The following is a 19,777-nucleotide window of genomic DNA, read 5'->3' as shown; positions in this document are numbered from 1 at the left end:
CCAGCATCAGACCGGCGGCGCAGGAGCCGACGGTCAGCCGATGATGAGCTGCGACAGCGCGTCGACTGAGTGCACGACGGCCAGCGCGCCCTCCGCCTCGGCAGGGGAGCCGTACCCCCACTCGACGAGGATCGTCGGCACGCCGTGGGCTGCCGCTCCCTCGATGTCGTGGAGTCGGTCGCCGACGAGCACCGTGCGCGATACATCGGCTCCGGCGGCTGCGAGTCGGCGCAGCGCCTCACCGACGACGTCGGCCTTGCTGCTGCGCACCTCGTCCTCGGACGCGCCGGTCACGACGGTGAAGTACTGGGTGAGGTTGAAGTGGTCGAGGATGGCGTTCGCCTGCGACTCCGGCTTCGACGTGGCGAGGCCCAACGGGATACCGGCCTCGGAGATGCGCGCGAGGAGACCCGCGACGCCCGGGAAGATGGCGGTTCCGGCCTCAGCCCCCTCGATGCCGACCTGACGGCGGTACTCGGTGAGCGCGATCTGCGACTGCAGCGGATCCATGCCGGCGAAGTCGCGGAAGGAGTCGAGGATGGGCGGGCCGACCCAGGCCAGCAGCGACTCGTCGGACGGGACGACCGCACCGACGGTAGCGAGCGTCTTCTTCATGCGGGAGATGATGCCGGGAGCGGAATCGGCGATCGTGCCGTCGAGGTCGAAGAGGACGCAGGACCACGTGCGGTGGACCGCGTCGATGGACGTGGTCGCTGGGGAGGAATCGGTCACACGCTCCATCCTATGGTCAGGCCACGGCCGTCCTGGGCGGCCTCCGTTACCCTGGGGCGATGCGCGCAACCGTGCGGGACGTCGCGACGCTTGCCGGAGTGTCGCCGAAGACGGTCTCGAATGTGATCAACGGTGGGGTGTTCGTGCGCCCCGAGACCCGAGAGCGGGTCGAGGCGGCGGTCCGCGAACTCGACTACGTGCCGAACCTCAGCGCGCGTGGTCTCCGCAACGGCCGGACCGGGGTCATCGCGCTCGCCATGCCCCAGCTCAATACGCTCTACTCCGCCGAGATGGCGAGTGCCTACATCGAGGCGGCCCGCGACGCCGGCTGGGTCGTGCAGTTCGAACAGACCGCCGCAGAACCGCAGCGCGAGCGGGAACTGCTGTCCCGTGCCCGCGCGAACCTCGTCGACGGACTCATCCTCAACCCCGTGACCATCGAACAGAGCGCGCTCACGGAAGCGGGATCCCTGCCGCCCACTGTGCTCGTCGGCGAAGTGCAGCAGACGCTCGTCGACCAGGTGTGGGTGGACGGCGTCGTCGCGTCACGGGAGATGACCGAGCACCTGATCTCGCAGGGCGCCCGTCGCATCGCGATCGTCGGAGCGCCGGACGGTGAGGCCGGCACGGCGACCGGCCGCTTGCGCCGTGAGGGGTATCGGCAAGCTGTGGAAGCGGCGGGCTTGGCCGTCGATCCACGGTTGGAGCTGGGGTGCGCGGCGTGGGAGCCGGGTGCCGCGGCGGACGCGGTGGCCGCACTCGTCGCCGAGCACGGCGCCCCTGACGCGATCTTCTGCTTCACCGACTCGATGGCGATCGGTGCCGTGAGTGCCCTGCATGCCGCCGGGTTGCGGGTGCCCGAGGACGTGATGGTCGCCGGCTTCGACGACATCGTGGACGGCCGCTACTCGATCCCGCCCATCACGACGGTCTCGTTCGACAAGGCGGCGTTCGCGAGTCAAGCGATCGGGCTGCTGATCGATCGGATGTCCGACGCCGACGCGCCACAGCGGGTCGTCGCCGTGCCCCATCGGATCGTCGTCCGAGCCAGCACCCGTCGTCCAGCCTGATGCCCTTGGGTCAGCGCGGTGCGCTGGACCGAGCGCGGGCTCGGTCCAGCGCACCGCGCTGGCGACCGCACCGATCAGAAGAGGTCGGCGAAGCCCATTGCCACGAGGTTGTCGTACGAGGTCTGCAGGCAGTCGAGCGGTGAACGGCCGTACTGGTCGTCTTGCTCGACCAGCAGGTACTCGGCGCCGATCGCCTGACTCTGCTCGATGATCGCGGGGAAGTCGAGGTTGCCCTCGCCGACCTCGGCGAACTGCACGACGCCCGTGAAGGCCTGCATGAACGCCGCGAAGTCGCCGGCGGCCAAGGCGGCGAACGCCTCATCGGGAAGGGTGCCGATGCGGTAGTCCTTCAGGTGCACCATCGCGACGCGGTCGCCGTACTTCGCGAGGGTCGCGACCGGGTCGAGCCCGCCGCGCTGCACCCAGTGCACGTCGATCTCGAGACCCATGCTCGGTGCACGGTCGGCGATGATGTCGAGCAGGTAGCGCCCGTCGTACTTCGCGAACTCGATGTGGTGGTTGTGGTAGTAGAGCCGGATGCCCTGGTCGGCGAGTCGCTCTGCGACGGCGTTGCTGCGGTCGCAGAAGTCGAGCACGGAGTCGAGGGACGCCATCGCCGCGAACGGCAGCATGCCGATCCGCACCATCGAGGTGTCGAGCGTGCGCGCGTCCGCGACGATCTTGTCGAGATCCGCCTCGAGTGTGTCGCCGGGTGCGCCGCCCGGGGACAGTGCCGCCGACAGGGACGCGATGTCCATCCCGAGTTCGTCCTTCGCGCGACGCAGCTCGGCGACGTTCTCCGCGGTCATCGGGATCTGGGAGATCTCGACGGCGTGGTAGCCGATCTCGGTCACCTTCCGAAGTGTCTCGAACGGTCCGGTCGTCGCGAACTCGTCCTTCAGCATCATCGCCTGGACACCGATCGTGGTCATGGATTCCTCGTCTTCCCGGCACCGCGTCGTCGCTGGTGCACCGTTCAACAGTGCCTCAGGGGGCATGGGTTGTCAACCGGTTGCCAAACAGTTATGGTGGGTCCGCCGGCAGTGCTGCTGCCCGGTTCCGACGATGAGACCGACCACGGAGGCGTCAGCGCACGTGAATGCACAACAGCCGGTCGCTTGGACCCTCTCTGGGTTCGGCGATGAGATCGACCCAGACCCCGCCATCCAACTCGCCGTGCTGCGCGCGCTCGGGGCATCCAACATCGAGGTCCGCAGCGCGTGGGGCACGAACGTCATCGACCTCAGCGACGAACAGCTCCACGAGCTGTCCGGTCTGCTGCGCGACGCCGACATGGGCGTCTCGGCGATCGGCTCGCCCATCGGCAAGGTCGACGTCGCGCTCGACGCCGAGCTCGAGGTCGCCCGGCTCGCGAGAGCGGTCAACGCCGCCCACGTCCTCGGCAGTGACAAGATCCGCATCTTCTCCTTCTTCCGTGCCGACGGCGTGCCGGTCGAGAGCATCCGCGACGACGTCCTCGTCCGTATGCGTCTGCTCGCCGACCTCGCCGAACGTGAGGGGGTCGTCCTCCTCCACGAGAACGAGAAGGACATCTTCGGCGACCTGCCCGAGCGCATCCTCGACATCGTCGAATCGGTCGGATCCTCGGCCCTCCGTCTCGCGTGGGACAACGCGAACTTCGTCCAGGTCGGCGTGAAGCCGTTCGACGACGCCTACGCGATGCTGCGGCCCTACGTCGACTACCTGCAGGTGAAGGACGCGGTCGCAGCGACCGGCAGCGTGGTCCCGGCGGGCGAGGGCGACGGCCAGCTGCGCGAGACGCTGACGGCGCTGCGCGATGACGGCTACACGGGTTTCGCGTCGCTCGAACCGCACCTCGACGAGACGCACGCCCTCGGTGGGTTCTCCGGTCCGGCCGCGTTCGGCACGGCTGCCCGGGCCTTCGCGGCGCTCACCGGCGAGCTCGGGATCGAGCTGCGATGACGACCCGGACCGCGGTGATCGGCTGCGGCGACATCTCCGTCGTGCACCTCGACGCCATTCGCACCGTCAGCGGTGCCGAGCTCGTCGCGGTCTGCGACGTCGACCCGACGCGGGCAGCCTCGGCCGCCGCCGCGAACGGTGTGCCGGCGTTCGGCGACCTGGTCGAACTGCTCGACACCGTGCACCCCGACGTCGTGCACATCTGCACCCCGCACCACACGCACGCCGATCTCGCGATCACGGCCCTCGAGCGCGGTGTCTCGGTCGTGCTGGAGAAGCCGGTCGCGCACACACGCGCCGACGGGGAGCGGGTGATCGCCGCTGCCGCGGCGAGCGGGGCGAAGATCGCCGTCTGCTTCCAGAACCGCTACAACCAGCCCGTGCAGCGGCTCCGCGAGCTGCTCGACTCAGGCGAACTCGGTGCCGTCGGTCGCGCCTCAGCGAGTGTGCAGTGGCACCGCACCGCCGACTACTACCTCGACCGCCCGTGGCGCGGAACGTGGGCCGGCAGCGGGGGCGGTCTCCTCATGAACCAGGCCATCCACACGCTCGACCTGCTCCAGTGGTTCGTCGGCGACGTCGTCACGGTCGACGGAGAGGCCAGTACCGTTGCGCTCTCCGAGGTGATCGAGGTGGAGGACACCGCCGAGATCCGGCTCACCCACGCGAACGGAGCGGAGAGCACCTTCTCCGCCACGAACGCGAACAGTTGGAATGCCCCCATCGTGGTCGAGGTCGAGACCGAGCGCGCCGTCCTCCGGATCGAGGACGGACTCACCGTCCGGTACGCGGACGGCACCGTCGAGACGACACCGGAACGCGCGACGGCTGCGGGTGAGCGCGCCTACTGGGGCGTCTCCCACGAGCTGCTCGTGCAGGACTTCTACGCCAGCCTCGACGATCCGGAACCCTTCTGGATCTCACCGGCCGAAGCGGGCAAGACGCTCGGCATCATCCAGGACGTCTACGACCAGAGCTACCCGGACCGGCTGCTCGCCACCACCGCCGGCACCGGCACAACCGAAGGAGTCACCCCATGACCGCAGTCCGCCTCGGCATCATCGGCCTCGGAGCCCAAGGCTCGATGTACGCCAAGTTCATCACCGACGGTCTCGTGCCCGACATGGTGATCGGTGCGATCGCCGACATCGACCCCGCGAAGCAGGCTGCGGCCGCGGAGCAGTTCCCCGGCATCCCGGTCTACGACGACGCGATCACGATGATGGACGGCGGTGACGTCGATGCGGTCATCACCTGCGTGCCCCACTTCCTGCACCCGCAGCTCGGCATCGAGGCCCTGGAGCGCGGACTCCACGCTCTCGTCGAGAAGCCGGCGGGGGTCTACACGAAACAGGTCGCCGAGCTCAACGAGTGCGCCGCCGCGCATCCCGAGCTGAGCTTCGCGATCATGTTCAACCAGCGCAACAACCCGCTCTACAAGCGTCTCAAGGAGATCATCGACGCGGGTGAGATCGGCTCCATCCTGCGATCGAACTGGATCATCACCAACTGGTGGCGTCCGCAGGGGTACTACGACCAGAGCGCGTGGCGCGCGACGTGGGGTGGCGAGGGTGGCGGTGTGCTCGTGAACCAGGCGCCGCACCAGCTCGACCTCTGGCAGTGGCTGTGCGGCGTCCCACAGTCGGTGTTCTCCAAGGTGGCCTATGGCTTCCGTCGCTCGATCGCGGTCGAGGACGAGGTCACCGTGCTCGCCGACTACGGTGACGGCGTCACCGGGGTGTTCGTGACGGCGACGCACGACCTCATCGGCACCGACCGGCTGGAGATCCTCGGCGACCAGGGGAAGATTGTGGTCGAGGGCTCGCAGGTCGCGACGGTGACCCGCCTCGTGAAGCCGGAACGCGAGATCAGCGACGGCATGGGCATGGACGAGGTCCGCAAGCTCTTCACCGGTCAGCTCGACACGGCTGCGCTGTACTCGAGCGAGACGATCGAGTTCGAATCCGGGTGGGGAACGCAGCACGCGGGTGTGCTGCAGAACTTCGCGGCGAACATCCTCCGCGGTGAGCCGCTGCTCGCTCCGGGCGCCGACGGCATCCTCGGTGTGCGTCTCGCGAACGCGATCCACCTGTCGAGCTGGACGGGTCGTGAGGTCCCGCTCGCGTTCGACGAGGCGGAGTTCGTCGCCGAGCTCAACGACCGCATCCGCGTCGAAGGCGCGTTCGCCGAGCGCGTCTGAGTCCCGTGAAGGCCTGACGGCCGGCATCCCTCTGACCGGGGATGCCGGCCGTCCTGCCATGTCCGCGTGCGGGTCAGCGTGCCCGCCTGGGCTGTCCCATCGGCTGTCCGGAGCGCCGTGATGTCTGCATCGACTGCAAAATCTGGTAACCGGTTGCCAAACGACCCCTGCTCCCTTACTCTTGCTCCAAAGCACCAGCCCCGACGTAGTGGCAATCGATTGCCCCTGCTTTCTGCAGTGTTCCAATCCAGGAGAAAACAATGACGTTTCACTCACGGGCGACGGCAGTCGTCGCCCTCATGGCCGCAGCGGCTCTCGCCCTGACCGGTTGCTCCGGCTCGGCGTCCGATGCAGACGCGAGCGGTGCGGGAGCAGCGCTCACCCTCGGCTCGGTCTCGGACATCAAGTCCTTCGACCCCGCGCAGGCGCACCTGGGGCACCAGATGCCGATCTACCAGGCCGCCTACGACACCCTGATCCTCCGGTCTCCCGAGGGCGAGCTCGAGCCCATGCTCGCCACCGACTGGGTCTACAACGACGACCAGACGCAGCTGACGCTGACGCTCCGCGACGACGTCACCTTCTCCGACGGTGCCGAGTTCGACGCCGACGCGGTGAAGGCGAACCTCGACCACTTCCGCGAGGCGAACGGCCCGGACGCCGCGCAGGCCTCCTCCATCGCCTCGGTCGACGTCGTCGACGACACGACCGTCACCATCTCGCTGAGCGCAGCCGACCCGGCGATGACCTACTACCTCAGCCAGGCGGCCGGCTTCATGGGAAGCCCCGCAGCCCTCGGCACCGACGCGATCGTCACCGACCCGGTCGGGAGTGGCCCGTACATCCTCGACACCGACACGTCGGTGCCCGGCTCGCAGTTCACGTTCACCGCGAACCCCGACTACTGGAACAAGGACCTCCAGAAGTACGGCACCGTGGTCTTCAAGGTGCTGACCGACATCACGGCGCGCACGAACGCGCTCGTGTCCGGCCAGATCGATGCAGCCATCCTGGACGCGAAGACGGGCAAGCAGGCCGAGGGCGCCGGACTCGAACTCACCGAGTACCCGGTGGACTGGATGGGCCTGTACCTCTTCGACCGCGACGGGGCGATCCAGCCCGCACTCGCCGACCTCCGGGTGCGCCAGGCGTTGAACTTCGCGTTCGACCGAAAGACGATGCTCGAGCAGCTCGCCCTCGGTTCCGGTGAGGTCACCGAGCAGGTCTTCGGGAAGTCCACTGAGGCCTACGACGAAAGCCTGAACGAGCTGTACCCGTACGACCCGACGAAGGCCAAGGCGCTGCTCGCCGAGGCGGGGTACGCCGACGGTTTCACGCTGACCCTGCCAGCGCTGCCCGGGACCGAGGCGATCATGGCCGTCATCGTGCAGCAGCTCGCCGACATCGGCATCACCGTCCAGCAGGAGGCCGTCCCGGCGGCGAACTATGTGGCCGACATCTCCGGCGCCAAGTACGCCGCCGCGTGGTTCCAGACCTTCCAGGGTGAGCCGTGGGTCGCGATCAAGCAGATGATCGCCCCGAACGCCGCGTACAACCCGTTCAAGACGACGACTCCCGAGCTGCAGACCATGCTCGACGCCGTCCAGGCCGGTGGCGACGACAGCGGGTCCATCGCCAAGGACGTGAACACCTACGTCACCGAGAACGCCTGGTTCGTGCCCTTCTTCACGCCGAGCCAGATGTTCTACAGCAACAGCGGCAAGGTCACGGTGGTCCCGCAGCTGCAGCAGGCCGTACCGAACCTGTACAACTACACGCCGAAGGGCTGACCATGCTCGCGTTCATCCTCAAGCGGCTCGGCGCCGGGGTGGTCGTCCTGTTCGCGATCTCGTGCCTGACCTACTTCCTGCTGTACTTCTCGTCGGCGAACATCGCGAGGAACATCCTCGGGGAGTTCGCGACGCCGGAACAGGTCGCGTTGAAGTCCGCCGAGCTCGGACTCGACCAGCCGCTCCCCGTGCGCTACCTCGAATGGTTGGGTGGTGCGCTGACGGGGAGCCTCGGTACCTCCTGGTTCACGGGCCAGTCGGTCGCTTCGGCGATCGCCGGCCGGCTGCCCGTGACCCTGGCGCTCATCATCTCGGCGATCCTCCTGATCGCCGTGGTGGCGACGCTGCTCGGCATGGCGGCCGCGGTCAGGCGTGGCGCCGTCGACCGCGTGGTGCAGACCGCCGCGGTCGTCGGGGACGCGATCCCCGGCTTCGTCCTGGCGATCATGCTCGTGACGCTCTTCGCCATCCAGCTCGGCTGGTTCCCGGCGACGAGCAGCATCGCACCAGGAGTCGCCGCCTCGGCCTGGATCGCCTCGCTCACCTTGCCCGTCATCGCGCTCGTGATCAACGGCGTCACGAGTTCGGCGCAACAGGTGCGCAGCGCGATCATCAAACAGCTGGAGAAGGACTACGTCCGCACCCTTCGCAGCCGCGGTATCAGCGAGCGGGAGATCCTCTTCACACACGTGCTGCGCAGTGCTGCTCCTGCCGGGCTCACCGTCCTCAGCCTGCAGTTCATCGGGATGCTCGGCGGTGTCGTGATCATCGAGCAGATCTTCGCCCTTCCCGGCATGGGCGCCCTGGCGGTGCAGTCCACGACGCTCGGCGACATCCCGCTCGTGATGGGCGTGGTCATCTACACGGTCATCATCGTCATCATCGTCAACCTCCTCGTCGACCTCGCCAACGGTTGGCTCAACCCGAAGGTGCGTGTCTCATGACCGAAGCCTTGCCCCCGCTCACCGGTTCCGTCCGGACGACCCCCAGCCAGACCGGGGCCGTGGTGCGCCCGCACACGATCAAGCGTGTGCTGCGCAACCCGTTCGGTCTGCTGGCGGTGCTCATCCTCGCGCTGCTCGTCGTCGTCGCGATCCTCGCAGACGTCATCGCGCCCTTCGGTGAGAACTCGGCGAACATCGCCAAGACGCTCGCGGCACCCGACTCGGTCAACCTGCTGGGGACCGACAGCGCCGGTCGCGACACCTTCAGTCGACTCGTGTTCGGCACGCGGATCACCCTGCTGTCCGCCGTCCTGTGCGCCGCCGTGGCAATCGCGATCGGGCTGCCGGCCGGACTGCTCGGCGGGTACTACGCCGGTCGCTTCGACGCCGCCGCGAACTGGATCACCAACGTCCTCATGGCGCTCCCGAGCATCATCGTGCTGCTCACGATCCGTGCGGCGTTTGGCCCGTCGGTCTGGGTCTCGATGGTCGCGTTCGGGGTCCTCATCAGCCCCGGTTACTTCCGTCTCACCCGCACAGCCGTCCGGTCGGTGCGCAACGAACTCTACGTCGACGCCGCCCGGGTGTCCGGTCTGAGCGACGGCCGGATCATCTCCCGCCACATCCTGTCGGTCGTCCGAGCGCCGATCATCATCCAGACCGCGATGGTCTGCGGCGTGGCCATCAGCATCCAGTCGGGGCTCGAGTTCCTCGGACTCGGGGACCCGACGGTCGCCACCTGGGGCGTGATGCTGAGCGAAGGGTTCAAGAACGTGTATCTGACGCCGGGGCTGCTGCTGTGGCCCGCGCTCGCGATCGGCGTCACGATCGGCGCACTCGTGCTGCTCGGCAACGCGATCCGCGACGCGCTCGAGGACAGGGTGACGGTGAAGGCGAAGCGCACGCGCACGTCGACGCCGGCGAAACCCGCCGGTGCGTCCAGGGGTGCTGTCGCCGCCGTCGAGGTGGGCACGGAGCACCACCTGCTCCGGGTCTCGCACCTCGGAGTCGGGTACCCGCAGGCCGACGGCACGATCAAGCACGTCGTTGACGACGTCTCCTTCGCGATCGATCGGGGAGAGATCCTCGGCATCGTCGGCGAGTCGGGTTCCGGCAAGTCGCAGACCGCGTTCTCGGTCCTCGGCCTCCTCCCGGACAACGCCGTCATCACCGGCGGCAGCATCCAGTTCGACGGCGCCTACACGGCCGCGCCGGGTGAATCCGCCGTCGTGCAGTCCCGCCTGACACCGTTGCGCGGGCGCCGCATCGCCTACATCCCGCAGGAACCGATGTCGAACCTCGACCCGGCCTTCACGATCGGGTCGCAACTCGCGACGCCGATGGTGCGGATCCTCGGGATCAGCCAGGCCGAGGCGAAGCGGCGAGCGCTCTCGTTGCTGTCCGACGTCGGCATCGTGAACCCGGAACGCACCTTCGCCGCCTATCCGCACGAGGTGTCCGGCGGCATGGCGCAGCGTGTGCTCATCGCCGGTGCGATCAGCTGCGAGCCCGACCTCATCATCGCCGACGAGCCGACCACAGCGCTCGACGTCACGGTGCAGGCCGAGGTGCTCGACCTCCTGCGCGACCTCCAGCATCGGCTCGGCGTGGGCGTCATCCTCGTCACCCACAACTTCGGTGTCGTCGCCGACCTCTGCGACCGGGTCGTGGTCATGCAGGGCGGTCGCATCGTCGAAGAGGGACCGGTGCGCGACATCCTGCGCACGCCGACCGACCCGTACACGATCACCCTGCTGTCCTCGATGCTCGAGGGCAAGGAGCCCATGACCATGCTGACCACCGCAACCGGAGGCAACTGATGGACGCACTGCTGGAGGTCTCCGACCTCGTCGTCGAGTACCCGGGAAAGGGTTTCCGCGCGAAGCCGTTCCGTGCGCTCACCGACGTCTCGATCCGGATCGGAGCCGGTGAGACGCTCGGTCTCGTGGGGGAGTCCGGTTCCGGCAAGACGACGCTCGGGCGGGCGGTCCTCGGCCTCGCGCCCATCACGGGCGGTTCCGTCACCTTCGACGGCCGGGACATCACGCACGCCTCGCGGGCGCAGCGTCGCGGACTCAGTCGCGACCTGCAAGTGGTGTTCCAAGACCCGTACACCTCGCTGAACCCGGCGATGACGGTCGGTGACATCCTCTCCGAGCCGCTCGGCATCCAGGGTGTGGCGACGAAGGAGTCCCGTCGTCGCGTGGGCGAACTGCTCGACCAGGTCCGGCTGCCGTCGGACGCACTCGACCGCTTGCCGAGCGAGTTCAGCGGCGGACAGCGCCAACGGGTGGCGATCGCCCGAGCCCTGGCACTCTCGCCGAAGCTCATCGTGTGCGACGAACCGGTGAGCGCCCTCGACCTCACGACACAGGCGCGGGTGCTCGACCTCTTCCTGCAGATCCAGCGCGACACCGGCGTCTCGTACCTGTTCGTCTCGCACGACCTCGACGTCGTCCGGCACATCAGCCATCGGGTCGCGGTGATGTACCGCGGCGAGATCGTCGAGCAGGGCCCCGCGCTCGAGGTGACCGGAGCCCCGCGGCACCCGTACACGCAGCGGCTGCTGCTCGCGTCCCCCGTGCCCGATCCCGACCGCCAGCGTCAGCGCCGGTCGGACCGGCTGCGGCTCATGGAGGAGGAGCGTGGCCGCGAGACCGCCGGCCTGGTGTCCGAAGCATCGTGATGTGGCACCATGAAGGTGCCCGTCCGGCCCATCGGATGCGGCGTCGAGGCCGCAAGAGATGAGGGACACCCTGTCCAGCGAAGAGACCGTCCCGGTCGAGTCCGTCGTGTCTCCCGCGGGGGCGAACACCGCTGCTCATCCGCGTGGTCGTTCCGCGACGATCTACGACGTCGCGAAGCTGGCCGGGGTCGCGCCGTCGACGGTCTCACGCGCACTGGGGAAGCCCGGCCGCATCAACGTGAAGACGGAGCAGCGTGTCCAGGCGGCCGCGAAAGAGCTCAACTATCGGCTGAACCCGATGGCCAGGGCGCTGCCCACCGGCCTGACGTCGATGTTCGGCCTGCTGATCGCCGACATCACCAACCCGATGTTCTTCCCGGCCGTGCGCGGTGCGGAGGAGGCGGCCTCGCAACGGGGCTACACGCTCATCCTCGCCGAGTCGCAGGAGTCGTCCGAGCGTGAGCGCGCGGCTGCAGACCGCATCATCCCGTCGACGGACGGACTCATCCTCGTGAGCAGCCGCCTGTCCGACGAGGAGATCCAGGCGCTCGCCGCGCTGGTCCCCGTCGCGGTCATCAACCGTGAGGTCGAGGGCGTCGGCGGGATCGTCCCCGACCTCGAGTCGGGTCTGGACGCAGCCCTGGAGCATCTCGCCGAGCTCGGTCACACCTCCCTCGCGTTCCTCTCGGGGCCGGCGAACGCCTGGATGAGCCGTGCGCGCTGGGAGTTCCTGCTGCGGCGTGCACCGGAGCGCGGCATGACGATCGTCGAGATCGGTCCGAGTGCGCCGACCCTCGAGGGCGGGCGAGACGTCCTCCCCAGGGTGCTCGCCTCCGGGGTGACCGCAGCCATCGCCTACAACGACCTCGTCGCGATCGGCCTCATGCAGGCTGCGGAGACCGCCGAGGTGCGCGTGCCCGGGCGCCTCAGCGTCATCGGCTTCGACGACATCTTCGGCAGCGACTTCACCTCGCCCGCCCTCTCCACGGTGCGCACGCCGCTTCGGGCGATGGGGGAGCGCGCCGTGCGTCAGCTCCTCGGCGAGACGACCGGTCGGGAGACCTCGGCCGATCTCCCGACGGAGTTCGTGCGCCGCGGCTCCACCGGCCCGGTCGAGCTCTCGACCCGGTAGTGGTCCGAGCCTGGCGATGCTCTAGAGGTCGTCCGGGTTGAGGATGCCGTCGAGCCAACCGAAACTCCGAGCCAGGTAGAGCTGTCGTGCGCCGACCTCGCAGTGCTGACCGGCACCTTCCGCCTCGGTGAAGAGGATCAACTGCTTCTCGCAGTTCAGCGCCGCGTAGAGTTCAGGCGCCTGGGCGGCGATGTCATCGCCCTCGGCATGACAGACAAGCGTCGGGCAGGTGATCTGCTCCGCGAAGCCCTTCAGCGTGTAATTCCTCGCGTCGCGGATGTAGTCCATCATCGTGTCGACACCGTTGACGTAGAGCCCGCGCCGGAGCGACCAACCGTCGGTCGGCTTCTTCAGGCGGGAGTCCATGAGGTCTTCGACGAGTCGGACGGCGGTCGCGTTGCCGTCGGGGATCTGGCCGCGGAGCGGCGCCGGTATACGGGAGATCGCCGCGTCGAACAGGTCGTAGAAGCCGGAGTCGGCGATGCAGGCGGCGAGCCGATGTTCGCCGCTGGCCGCCCGTGGTGCGAGATAGCCCCCGAGACTCAGCCCGATCAGTGCGATGCGTTCTGGGTCGACGCTCGGCTGTTCGAGGAGCCAGTCGACGACCGGGGTGACGACGTTCTCCCAGTCCGGTCGCAGGTGGACGCCCTGTTCCACCAGCACCGAGCCCTGCCCGGGGCCATCGAACGCGAGGACGTCGTATCCGCGGTCGAGTGCGGCCTGGGCGTTGTAGAAGTAGTTCTCCTCGACGGTGCCGTCGTATCCGTTCACGAGGATCACGGTCGGCCGTCGCTTCCCGTCGTCCGCCACACGGAAGTGATAACCGGGCAGGGTGATGTCCTCGAACGGGATCTCCACGACGTCGACGGGCGTGGTGAAGTGGGCGAGCGCGCGGCGGAACGAGTCGCGCTGGCGGGCGATGCTCTCCGTGAGGCGCGGGTCGACCGGAGCTGCCAGGTACACGCTGCCCGCGGTGCGGAAGGAGGTGCACGCGCGGAGGAACGCCAGCCGTGCGGTCTCGTGCTGGCCATTCGCCTCAGCGGTGACGCCGAGGGAGTAGGCGTCCTCGGCGGCCCGCTTCCACTCCGCGTGCCAGCTCGCGAGGTCGTCCCCCTTCACCCGACGGGCGATGGCGATGCACTCGAAGACGTCGGCTCCGCCGAAGATGGCGGAAGACACCGCGCGCAGCGTCTGGGCGTCGAACAGGTCATCCTTGACCGCAAAGGCGAGGCTCATGCGGCCATGCTATTCCGGGGGATGCGCTGAGGAAACCGGCATCTGGGAAGGCGGCCGCCAGGATACTGGACTCCTGACCTCCCTCCGCCCGCGAGGGGTCCCAGTTGGCTGCCTTCAGCCTCGTTGGGCAGCCATGTGGGACCCTTCGTGGGCAGTTTTGGCAACCGGTTGACAAACGAGTGTCGAGCGGCTTGAATCATCATGTGCCAACGAAGCTGCTGAACGACCCTGACCGCCTGTTCCCGGTGGACGCGACCACTCGCGCCGTCGCCCGCGACCTCTACGAACGAGTCGCCGCGATGCCGATCCTGTCGCCCCATGGGCACGTCGACCCGCGCATCCTCGTCGAGGACGTCCCGTTCACGGATGCCGCCGAGCTGTTCATCCGCTACGACCACTACGTGACCCGACTCATGCACTCGGCCGGGGTCGACCTCAGCGAACTCGGCATTCCCGGCGGCGACCGCCCGGCGGAGCCGCGCGACGTCTGGCGCACCTTCTGCGCCCACTGGCGCCTGTACGCGGGCACGGCCTCCGGCTACTGGCTGCAGTCGATCCTCGCGCAGCAGTTCGGCATCACCGAGCAGCCGGAGCCGGGCAACGCCGACGCCCTGTTCGACACGATCAATGCGGCGTTGGCAACCGATTCCTTCCGACCCCGCGCCCTGTTCGACCGGTTCGGCATCGAGGTGCTCGCCACAACCGACGACCCCATGGACGATCTGGCGCCGCACGCGGCCCTCGCCGCCGACCCGACCTTCCGGGGTCGGGTGCTGCCGACGTTCCGCCCCGACGCCTACCTCGACCCGGCCGCGCCCGGTTGGACGGAGCGCATCGCCCGGCTCGCGAGCTGGAACGGAACCCCGGAGGCCAGCTACGGCGGGTACCTCGAGGCCCTCGAGGGCCGGCGCCGGTACTTCGTCGAGCACGGTGCCGTGTCCGCCGACCACGGCGTCGTGCAACCGCTCACGGTCGAGCTCGACGAGGCCGAGGCCGCCGCGCTGTTCGAGCGGGCGCGCAGTGGCCGTCTCGCGGCAGGGGAGGCGCAGGTCTTCGCCGGACACATGCTGCTGCAGATGGCCCGGATGAGCTGCGACGACGGACTCGTCATGACGATCCACCCTGGCGTGTTCCGGAACCACGACACCGAGACCTTCCACCGGTTCGGTCCGGACATGGGCAACGACATCCCCGTCGCCACCTCGTACGTGGAGCCGCTCCGCCCACTGCTCCAGCGCTACGGCAACACCCCCGGGTTCCATGTCGTCCTGTTCAGCATCGATGAGACCGTGTACTCGCGGGAGATCGCGCCGCTCGCCGGCTACTACTCCTCGGTGTTCATCGGGGCGCCGTGGTGGTTCCTCGACGCCCCGGACGCCGTGCTCCGGTTCCGTGCGGCGGTCACCGAGACGGCCGGTTTCTCGCGGAGCTCGGGCTTCATCGACGACACGCGCGCATTCCTCTCGATCCCGGCGCGCCACGACATGTCGCGCCGCCTCGACGCCACCTTCCTCGCCCGCCTCGTCGGCGAAGGGCGGATCGACGTCGCCACGGCGGAGTCCATCATCGTCGACCTCGTCGATGCCCAGCCCCGGAAGGTGTTCAAACTGTGACCCTCACGACCACCGAGCCACCGCAGGCGACCGATGCCGCACCTCGGCTCTCGCGATCGACCTGCGATCTTCCCGCGGCACCGATCCGCATCGTGCACCTCGGCCTGGGCGCCTTCCACCGGGCCCACCAGGCCTGGTACACCGACGTCGTCGACACGGAACGCGAGTGGGGCATCGCCTCGTTCACCGGCCGCAGCGCACACGCCGCTGAGGAGCTCGCACCGCAGGACGGCCTGTTCACGGTGATCGAACGCTCCGCCCAGGGCGATGCCGTGCGCATCGTGGGCAGTATCGCGGAGGCTGTCGACGGAGCGGACCTCGACCGCTTCGTCGAGCTGCTCGCCGCACCCGGCACCGCCATCGTGACGCTGACGGTCACCGAGGCCGGCTACCGGCTGGGTGCTGACGGAGCGCCCCTCACATCGGACCCGGCGGTCGCAGCCGACCTCGCGGCGCTGGCCGGTGACGGTTCGCCCACGACCGCACTCGGCCGCCTGCTGCGCGGGTTCCAGGCCCGACGGGCGGCCGGTGCCGGACCGCTCGCCATCGTGCCGTGCGATAACATCCCCGACAACGGTCCGTTCGTCGCCGGGGGTCTGCGGGCACTCGCCGCCCAGGTGGATCCGACCCTCGCCGACTGGATCGACGAACACGTCTCCGTCGTCTCGACCTCGGTCGACCGCATCACCCCGAAGACCACGCCCGCCGATCTCGACACCGCGACCGCGCTGACCGGGCTGCGCGACGAGGCCGCCGTCGTCACCGAGCCCTTCCGCGACTGGGTCTTGAGCGGTGTGTTCCCCGCCGGTCGCCCTGCCTGGGAACAGGCCGGCGCCCGCTTCGTCGACGACATCGAACCCTTCGAGCGACGCAAGCTGTGGCTGCTCAACGGCTCCCACACCCTGCTCGCCTCCGTTGGACGACTGCGCGGCCATGACACGGTGGCGGCAGCGGTCGCCGATCCGGTCTGTCGCGGCTGGGTGGAGGAGTTCTGGGACGAGGCCGTCCGCCACCTGCCCGACGGACTCGACCTCGACGCCTACCGCGCGGCGCTGCTCGACCGCTTCGACAACGCGCGCATCGAGCATCGACTCGCGCAGATCGGCCAGGACAGCGTGACCAAGCTGCGCGTCCGCGCGGTCCCGATCGTGCTCGCCGAGCGGGCTGCCGGACGCTCCGGTGCGGCTGCCGTCCGAGTGATCGCCGCCTGGGTCGCCCTCGTGCGATCGGGCACCGTGCCGGTCGACGCCGCCGGCGAGCAGATCTCGTCGGCGTTGGCGCAGCCCGCCGGCGGCGTGCTGTCCGCGCTGCTCGCGGTGATCGACCCCCGGCTCGCTGCCGACCCCGTCCTCGTCGCCGAGGTCGACGCCGCTGCGGCGTCGCTCCGCTGAACAGCCGGCCAGCCCCGACCCCTGTCCACCGACCACGACCACTCCGCGGCATCCCGAGCCGCAGCACCGCCCCCGGGTAAAGGAGCCCCTCATGACCTCGACACCTCCAGTCGTCGCCGACACCACGTCGCCGACGCCGAAGGCCGACCGCCTGTCACCGCTCAGCGTGATCGGGTACGGCGCCGGTGACGCGGCGAACAACCTCGCCTTCACGACGGCGACGATGTTCCTGCTCGTCTACTACACCGATGTCGCCGGCATCTCCGCGGCCGCAGCGGGAACCCTGCTGCTCATCGTCCGCATCTTCGACGCCTTCGCCGACGTGTTCGCCGGTCGCGTCGTCGACCGCAGCTTCTCGAAGCGCTTCGGCAAGTTCCGTCCGTTCATCATGTTCGGCTCCATCCCGTTGCTCCTGCTCACGGTCGCGACGTTCTCCGTGCCGCAGATCGGTGAGACGGGCATGCTCATCTACGCCTACCTGACCTACGCGGCCCTCGGTCTCGCATACAGCCTCGTCAACATCCCGTACGGCTCACTCGCCGGCGCGATGACGCAGGTCGGTACGGAGCGCGCGAAGCTCGCGAGCGCCCGTGCGATCGGTGGTGCGGCCGTCGGTGCCGGTCTCGGCGTCTTCATCGCCCCGCTCATCGTGCCCGGCGCCGACCTGCAGGCGATCTTCACCACGATGACGCTGTGCTTCGTCGTCGTCGGGACGGCGCTCTACTTCTTCACGGTCCTCACGGCGAAGGAGCGGGTGCAGCGCGACGTGCCGCAGGTCACGTTCAAGCAGAGCGTCGAGACGCTGCGCAGCAACAAGCCGCTCATGCTGTTGTGCCTCAGTTCGTTCCTGTTCCTCACGGGCATGCTCGCGTTGTCGACGGTGCAGCTGTACTACCTGCGTGACGTCCTCGGCTCCATCCACCTGTATTCCGCGATCACGCTCATCCAGCTCGCGCTCACCTTCGGGTTGGCCGGTTTCATCCCGCGGATCGTGCGACGCTTCGGCAAGCGCAACGCCTACATGAGCGGCGCCGGCTTCATGATCGTCGGCGGCCTCGTCATCCTGTTCGCCCCCGCGGGCGCGCCGGCCGTCGGCTTCACCGGACTCGTCATCGCCTACGTCGGCATCGTGCTCGTGAACATGCTCGTGTGGGCACTCGAGGCCGACACGGTCGAATACGGCGAGTGGAAGACGGGTGTCCGTACCGAGGGCATCACCTACGCACTGTTCTCCTTCACCCGGAAGACCGGGCAGGCCGTCGGTGGAGCACTCGCCGCCTACGCGCTCGCCTTCGGCGGATACACCGCCGGGGCCGCCGTGCAGTCGGCGGGCGCCGAATGGGGTATCCGTGCCGCCACGGGCCTCATCCCCGCCGTCGCCGCATTGCTCGCCGTGCTCGTCATGATCTTCTACCCGCTGACCGACGCCAAGCACGCCGAGGTCGTCCGGGCGATCGCCGAGCGCCGCGCCGCCACCGGCCACGCAACCCCGGTCGCGGCAGACCTCTCCACCGCATCGTTCTCCGTGTCCCGCGGACCGAATTCCCCCAGGCCCCGCGGCTGAGCGCCGCACTGCAGAAAGGCACCCCATGAACATCGACAAGGCCGAGGTCATCGTCACGAGTCCGGACCGGAACTTCGTGACGCTCAAGCTCACGACGGATGACGGGTTGACCGGCATCGGTGATGCGACGTTGAACGGTCGCGAGCAGGCGGTCGTCGCCTATCTCGCGGAGCACGTCGTACCGCTGCTGCTCGGGCGCGACGCGTCGCGGATCGAGGACACCTGGCAGTTCCTGTACCGCTCCGCGTACTGGCGGCGCGGGCCGGTGACGATGGCGGCGATCGCTGCGGTCGACATGGCGCTGTGGGACATCAAGGGCAAAGCGGCGGGCATGCCCGTGTACCAGCTGTTGGGCGGGGCGTCGCGGACGGGTCTGCTCGCGTACGGGCATGCTTCGGGGCGCACGAACGAGGAGCTGTTCGACAGTGTCCGGGAGCACCAGGCGCAGGGCTACCAGGCCATCCGCATCCAGACGGCGGTGCCCGGGTTGAAGTCGATCTACGGCATCGCGTCGAACGAGACCTCCGCGGAGAACGCCGGAGTCCGGTACGACCACGAGCCCGCCCAGCGGGGTGGGCTGCCGAACGAGGAGGACTGGGACACCCGCTCGTACCTGCGGCACCTCCCGGGTGTCTTCGAGGCGGTGCGGAACGAGTTCGGACCGGAGCTCCCGCTGCTGCACGACGGGCACCACCGGATGACGCCGATCCAGGCGGCGAAGCTCGGGAAGTCGTTGGAGCCGTACGACCTGTTCTGGTTGGAGGACTGCACCCCGGCGGAGAACCAGGAGGCGTTGCGGCTCGTGCGCCAGCACACGACGACGCCGCTCGCGATCGGTGAGATCTTCAACACGGTGTGGGACTTCCAGAGCCTCATCCGTGAGCAGCTCATCGACTACGTGCGTGGAGCGGTGACGCACATGGGCGGGATCTCGGCGTTGAAGAAGACCCTCGAGTACGCGGCGCAGTACCAGATCAAGTCCGGCATGCACGGACCGACGGACATCTCGCCGGTTGGCATGGCCGCGGCGATGCACCTGGGGCTGTCGATCCACAACTTCGGCATCCAGGAGTACATGCAGCACGGTGCGAAGACCGACGCGGTGTTCCAGCAGTCGTACTCGTGGGAGAACGGCATGCTGCACCCCGGCGACAAGCCTGGTCTCGGGGTCGAGCTCGATGTCGACGAGGCCGGCAAGTACCCGTACCAGCGCGCGTACCTGCCCTACAACCGGCTCGCAGACGGAACAGTCCACGACTGGTAACCCCTGTGGCCAGCGCGGTGCGCTGGTCCCGCCGCGCCCCTGTGGCGCGAGCGCGTCCCTCCGGAGGCCCGCGCTCGCGGCACAGGGGCGCGTTCGCGCGAGCGCACCGCGCTGGCCGAAGCACTGAGACCGAAAAGTTATAGGACAAATGTGGGATATCCCCCGTGTGGGGGCTGGGAGTTCTCCTAGGATGTCGATCGGGGACAGCGCA

Annotated in this window: 16 protein-coding genes; 13 read left to right on the top strand and 3 right to left on the bottom strand. The window is 68.6% G+C overall.

Features of this window, described 5'->3' with window-relative positions; all coding sequences use genetic code 11:
• Positions 1–33: 33 nt before the first annotated feature.
• Positions 34–741 (bottom strand): HAD hydrolase-like protein, encoded by a 708-nt coding sequence (locus tag KXS11_RS11440; protein WP_437385710.1) that lies wholly within the window; start codon positions 739–741, stop codon positions 34–36.
• Positions 742–791: 50 nt separating this feature from the next.
• Between KXS11_RS11440 and KXS11_RS11435 the strand changes: the two genes are divergently transcribed.
• The gene (locus KXS11_RS11435) at positions 792–1,802 is read left to right on the top strand and encodes a LacI family DNA-binding transcriptional regulator (protein WP_437385709.1); all 1,011 of its coding nucleotides are present in this window, start codon (positions 792–794) and stop codon (positions 1,800–1,802) included.
• 74 nt (positions 1,803–1,876) lie between these two features.
• On the opposite strand, the gene KXS11_RS11430 is transcribed toward KXS11_RS11435, so the two are convergent.
• Positions 1,877–2,734: a sugar phosphate isomerase/epimerase family protein gene (locus KXS11_RS11430; RefSeq protein WP_437385708.1), complete on the bottom strand. Its 858-nt coding sequence runs from the start codon at positions 2,732–2,734 to the stop codon at positions 1,877–1,879.
• Between the two features lie 163 nt (positions 2,735–2,897).
• Between KXS11_RS11430 and KXS11_RS11425 the strand changes: the two genes are divergently transcribed.
• From KXS11_RS11425 to KXS11_RS11390, 8 genes are all read left to right on the top strand, one after another.
• On the top strand, positions 2,898–3,746 hold the full coding sequence (locus KXS11_RS11425; protein ID WP_437385707.1) for a sugar phosphate isomerase/epimerase family protein: 849 nt from the start codon (positions 2,898–2,900) through the stop codon (positions 3,744–3,746).
• Positions 3,743–4,786, top strand: coding sequence for a Gfo/Idh/MocA family protein (locus KXS11_RS11420; protein ID WP_437385706.1), 1,044 nt, complete (start codon positions 3,743–3,745; stop codon positions 4,784–4,786). The genes KXS11_RS11425 and KXS11_RS11420 overlap by 4 nt, the downstream gene beginning before the upstream one ends.
• Positions 4,783–5,946, top strand: a complete 1,164-nt coding sequence (locus tag KXS11_RS11415; protein WP_437385705.1) for a Gfo/Idh/MocA family protein — start codon at positions 4,783–4,785, stop codon at positions 5,944–5,946. Before KXS11_RS11420 ends, KXS11_RS11415 begins: the two co-directional genes overlap by 4 nt.
• 260 nt (positions 5,947–6,206) lie before the next feature.
• Positions 6,207–7,736: an ABC transporter substrate-binding protein gene (locus tag KXS11_RS11410; RefSeq protein ID WP_437385704.1), complete on the top strand. Its 1,530-nt coding sequence runs from the start codon at positions 6,207–6,209 to the stop codon at positions 7,734–7,736.
• A 2-nt stretch (positions 7,737–7,738) separates the two neighbouring features.
• Positions 7,739–8,680, top strand: coding sequence for an ABC transporter permease (locus tag KXS11_RS11405; RefSeq protein ID WP_437385703.1), 942 nt, complete (start codon positions 7,739–7,741; stop codon positions 8,678–8,680).
• On the top strand, positions 8,677–10,500 hold the full coding sequence (locus tag KXS11_RS11400) for a dipeptide/oligopeptide/nickel ABC transporter permease/ATP-binding protein (RefSeq protein ID WP_437385702.1): 1,824 nt from the start codon (positions 8,677–8,679) through the stop codon (positions 10,498–10,500). The genes KXS11_RS11405 and KXS11_RS11400 overlap by 4 nt, the downstream gene beginning before the upstream one ends.
• The gene (locus tag KXS11_RS11395; RefSeq protein WP_437385701.1) at positions 10,500–11,366 is read left to right on the top strand and encodes an ATP-binding cassette domain-containing protein; all 867 of its coding nucleotides are present in this window, start codon (positions 10,500–10,502) and stop codon (positions 11,364–11,366) included. The genes KXS11_RS11400 and KXS11_RS11395 overlap by 1 nt, the downstream gene beginning before the upstream one ends.
• A gap of 58 nt (positions 11,367–11,424) precedes the next feature.
• The gene (locus tag KXS11_RS11390) at positions 11,425–12,498 is read left to right on the top strand and encodes a LacI family DNA-binding transcriptional regulator (protein ID WP_437385700.1); all 1,074 of its coding nucleotides are present in this window, start codon (positions 11,425–11,427) and stop codon (positions 12,496–12,498) included.
• A 21-nt stretch (positions 12,499–12,519) separates the two neighbouring features.
• Here the strand turns inward: KXS11_RS11390 and KXS11_RS11385 are convergent, their stop codons facing one another.
• Complete coding sequence (locus tag KXS11_RS11385) at positions 12,520–13,734, bottom strand: alpha/beta hydrolase family protein (RefSeq protein ID WP_437385699.1); 1,215 nt, start codon at positions 13,732–13,734, stop codon at positions 12,520–12,522.
• A gap of 203 nt (positions 13,735–13,937) precedes the next feature.
• On the opposite strand from KXS11_RS11385, the gene uxaC reads away from it, so the two are divergent.
• The 4 genes from uxaC to manD all read left to right on the top strand — a co-directional run bounded on the left by uxaC (position 13,938) and on the right by manD (position 19,566).
• Positions 13,938–15,347, top strand: coding sequence for a glucuronate isomerase (gene uxaC / locus KXS11_RS11380; RefSeq protein WP_437385698.1), 1,410 nt, complete (start codon positions 13,938–13,940; stop codon positions 15,345–15,347).
• Positions 15,344–16,738, top strand: coding sequence for a mannitol dehydrogenase family protein (locus KXS11_RS11375; RefSeq protein WP_437385697.1), 1,395 nt, complete (start codon positions 15,344–15,346; stop codon positions 16,736–16,738). Before uxaC ends, KXS11_RS11375 begins: the two co-directional genes overlap by 4 nt.
• A 91-nt stretch (positions 16,739–16,829) precedes the next feature.
• Positions 16,830–18,302 carry a glucuronide transporter gene (gene uidB / locus KXS11_RS11370; protein ID WP_437385696.1) on the top strand — a complete coding sequence of 491 codons (1,473 nt, stop codon included), beginning with the start codon at positions 16,830–16,832 and terminating at the stop codon, positions 18,300–18,302.
• 25 nt (positions 18,303–18,327) lie between these two features.
• Positions 18,328–19,566, top strand: a complete 1,239-nt coding sequence (manD, locus tag KXS11_RS11365) for a D-mannonate dehydratase ManD (protein WP_437385695.1) — start codon at positions 18,328–18,330, stop codon at positions 19,564–19,566.
• The last annotated feature ends 211 nt before the right edge of the window (positions 19,567–19,777 follow it).

Origin of the sequence: Plantibacter flavus, from assembly GCF_051487245.1 — a bacterium.
Taxonomy (GTDB): Bacteria; Actinomycetota; Actinomycetes; order Actinomycetales; family Microbacteriaceae; genus Plantibacter; species Plantibacter flavus_B.
This window is presented reverse-complemented; position numbering and strand designations above follow the sequence as displayed.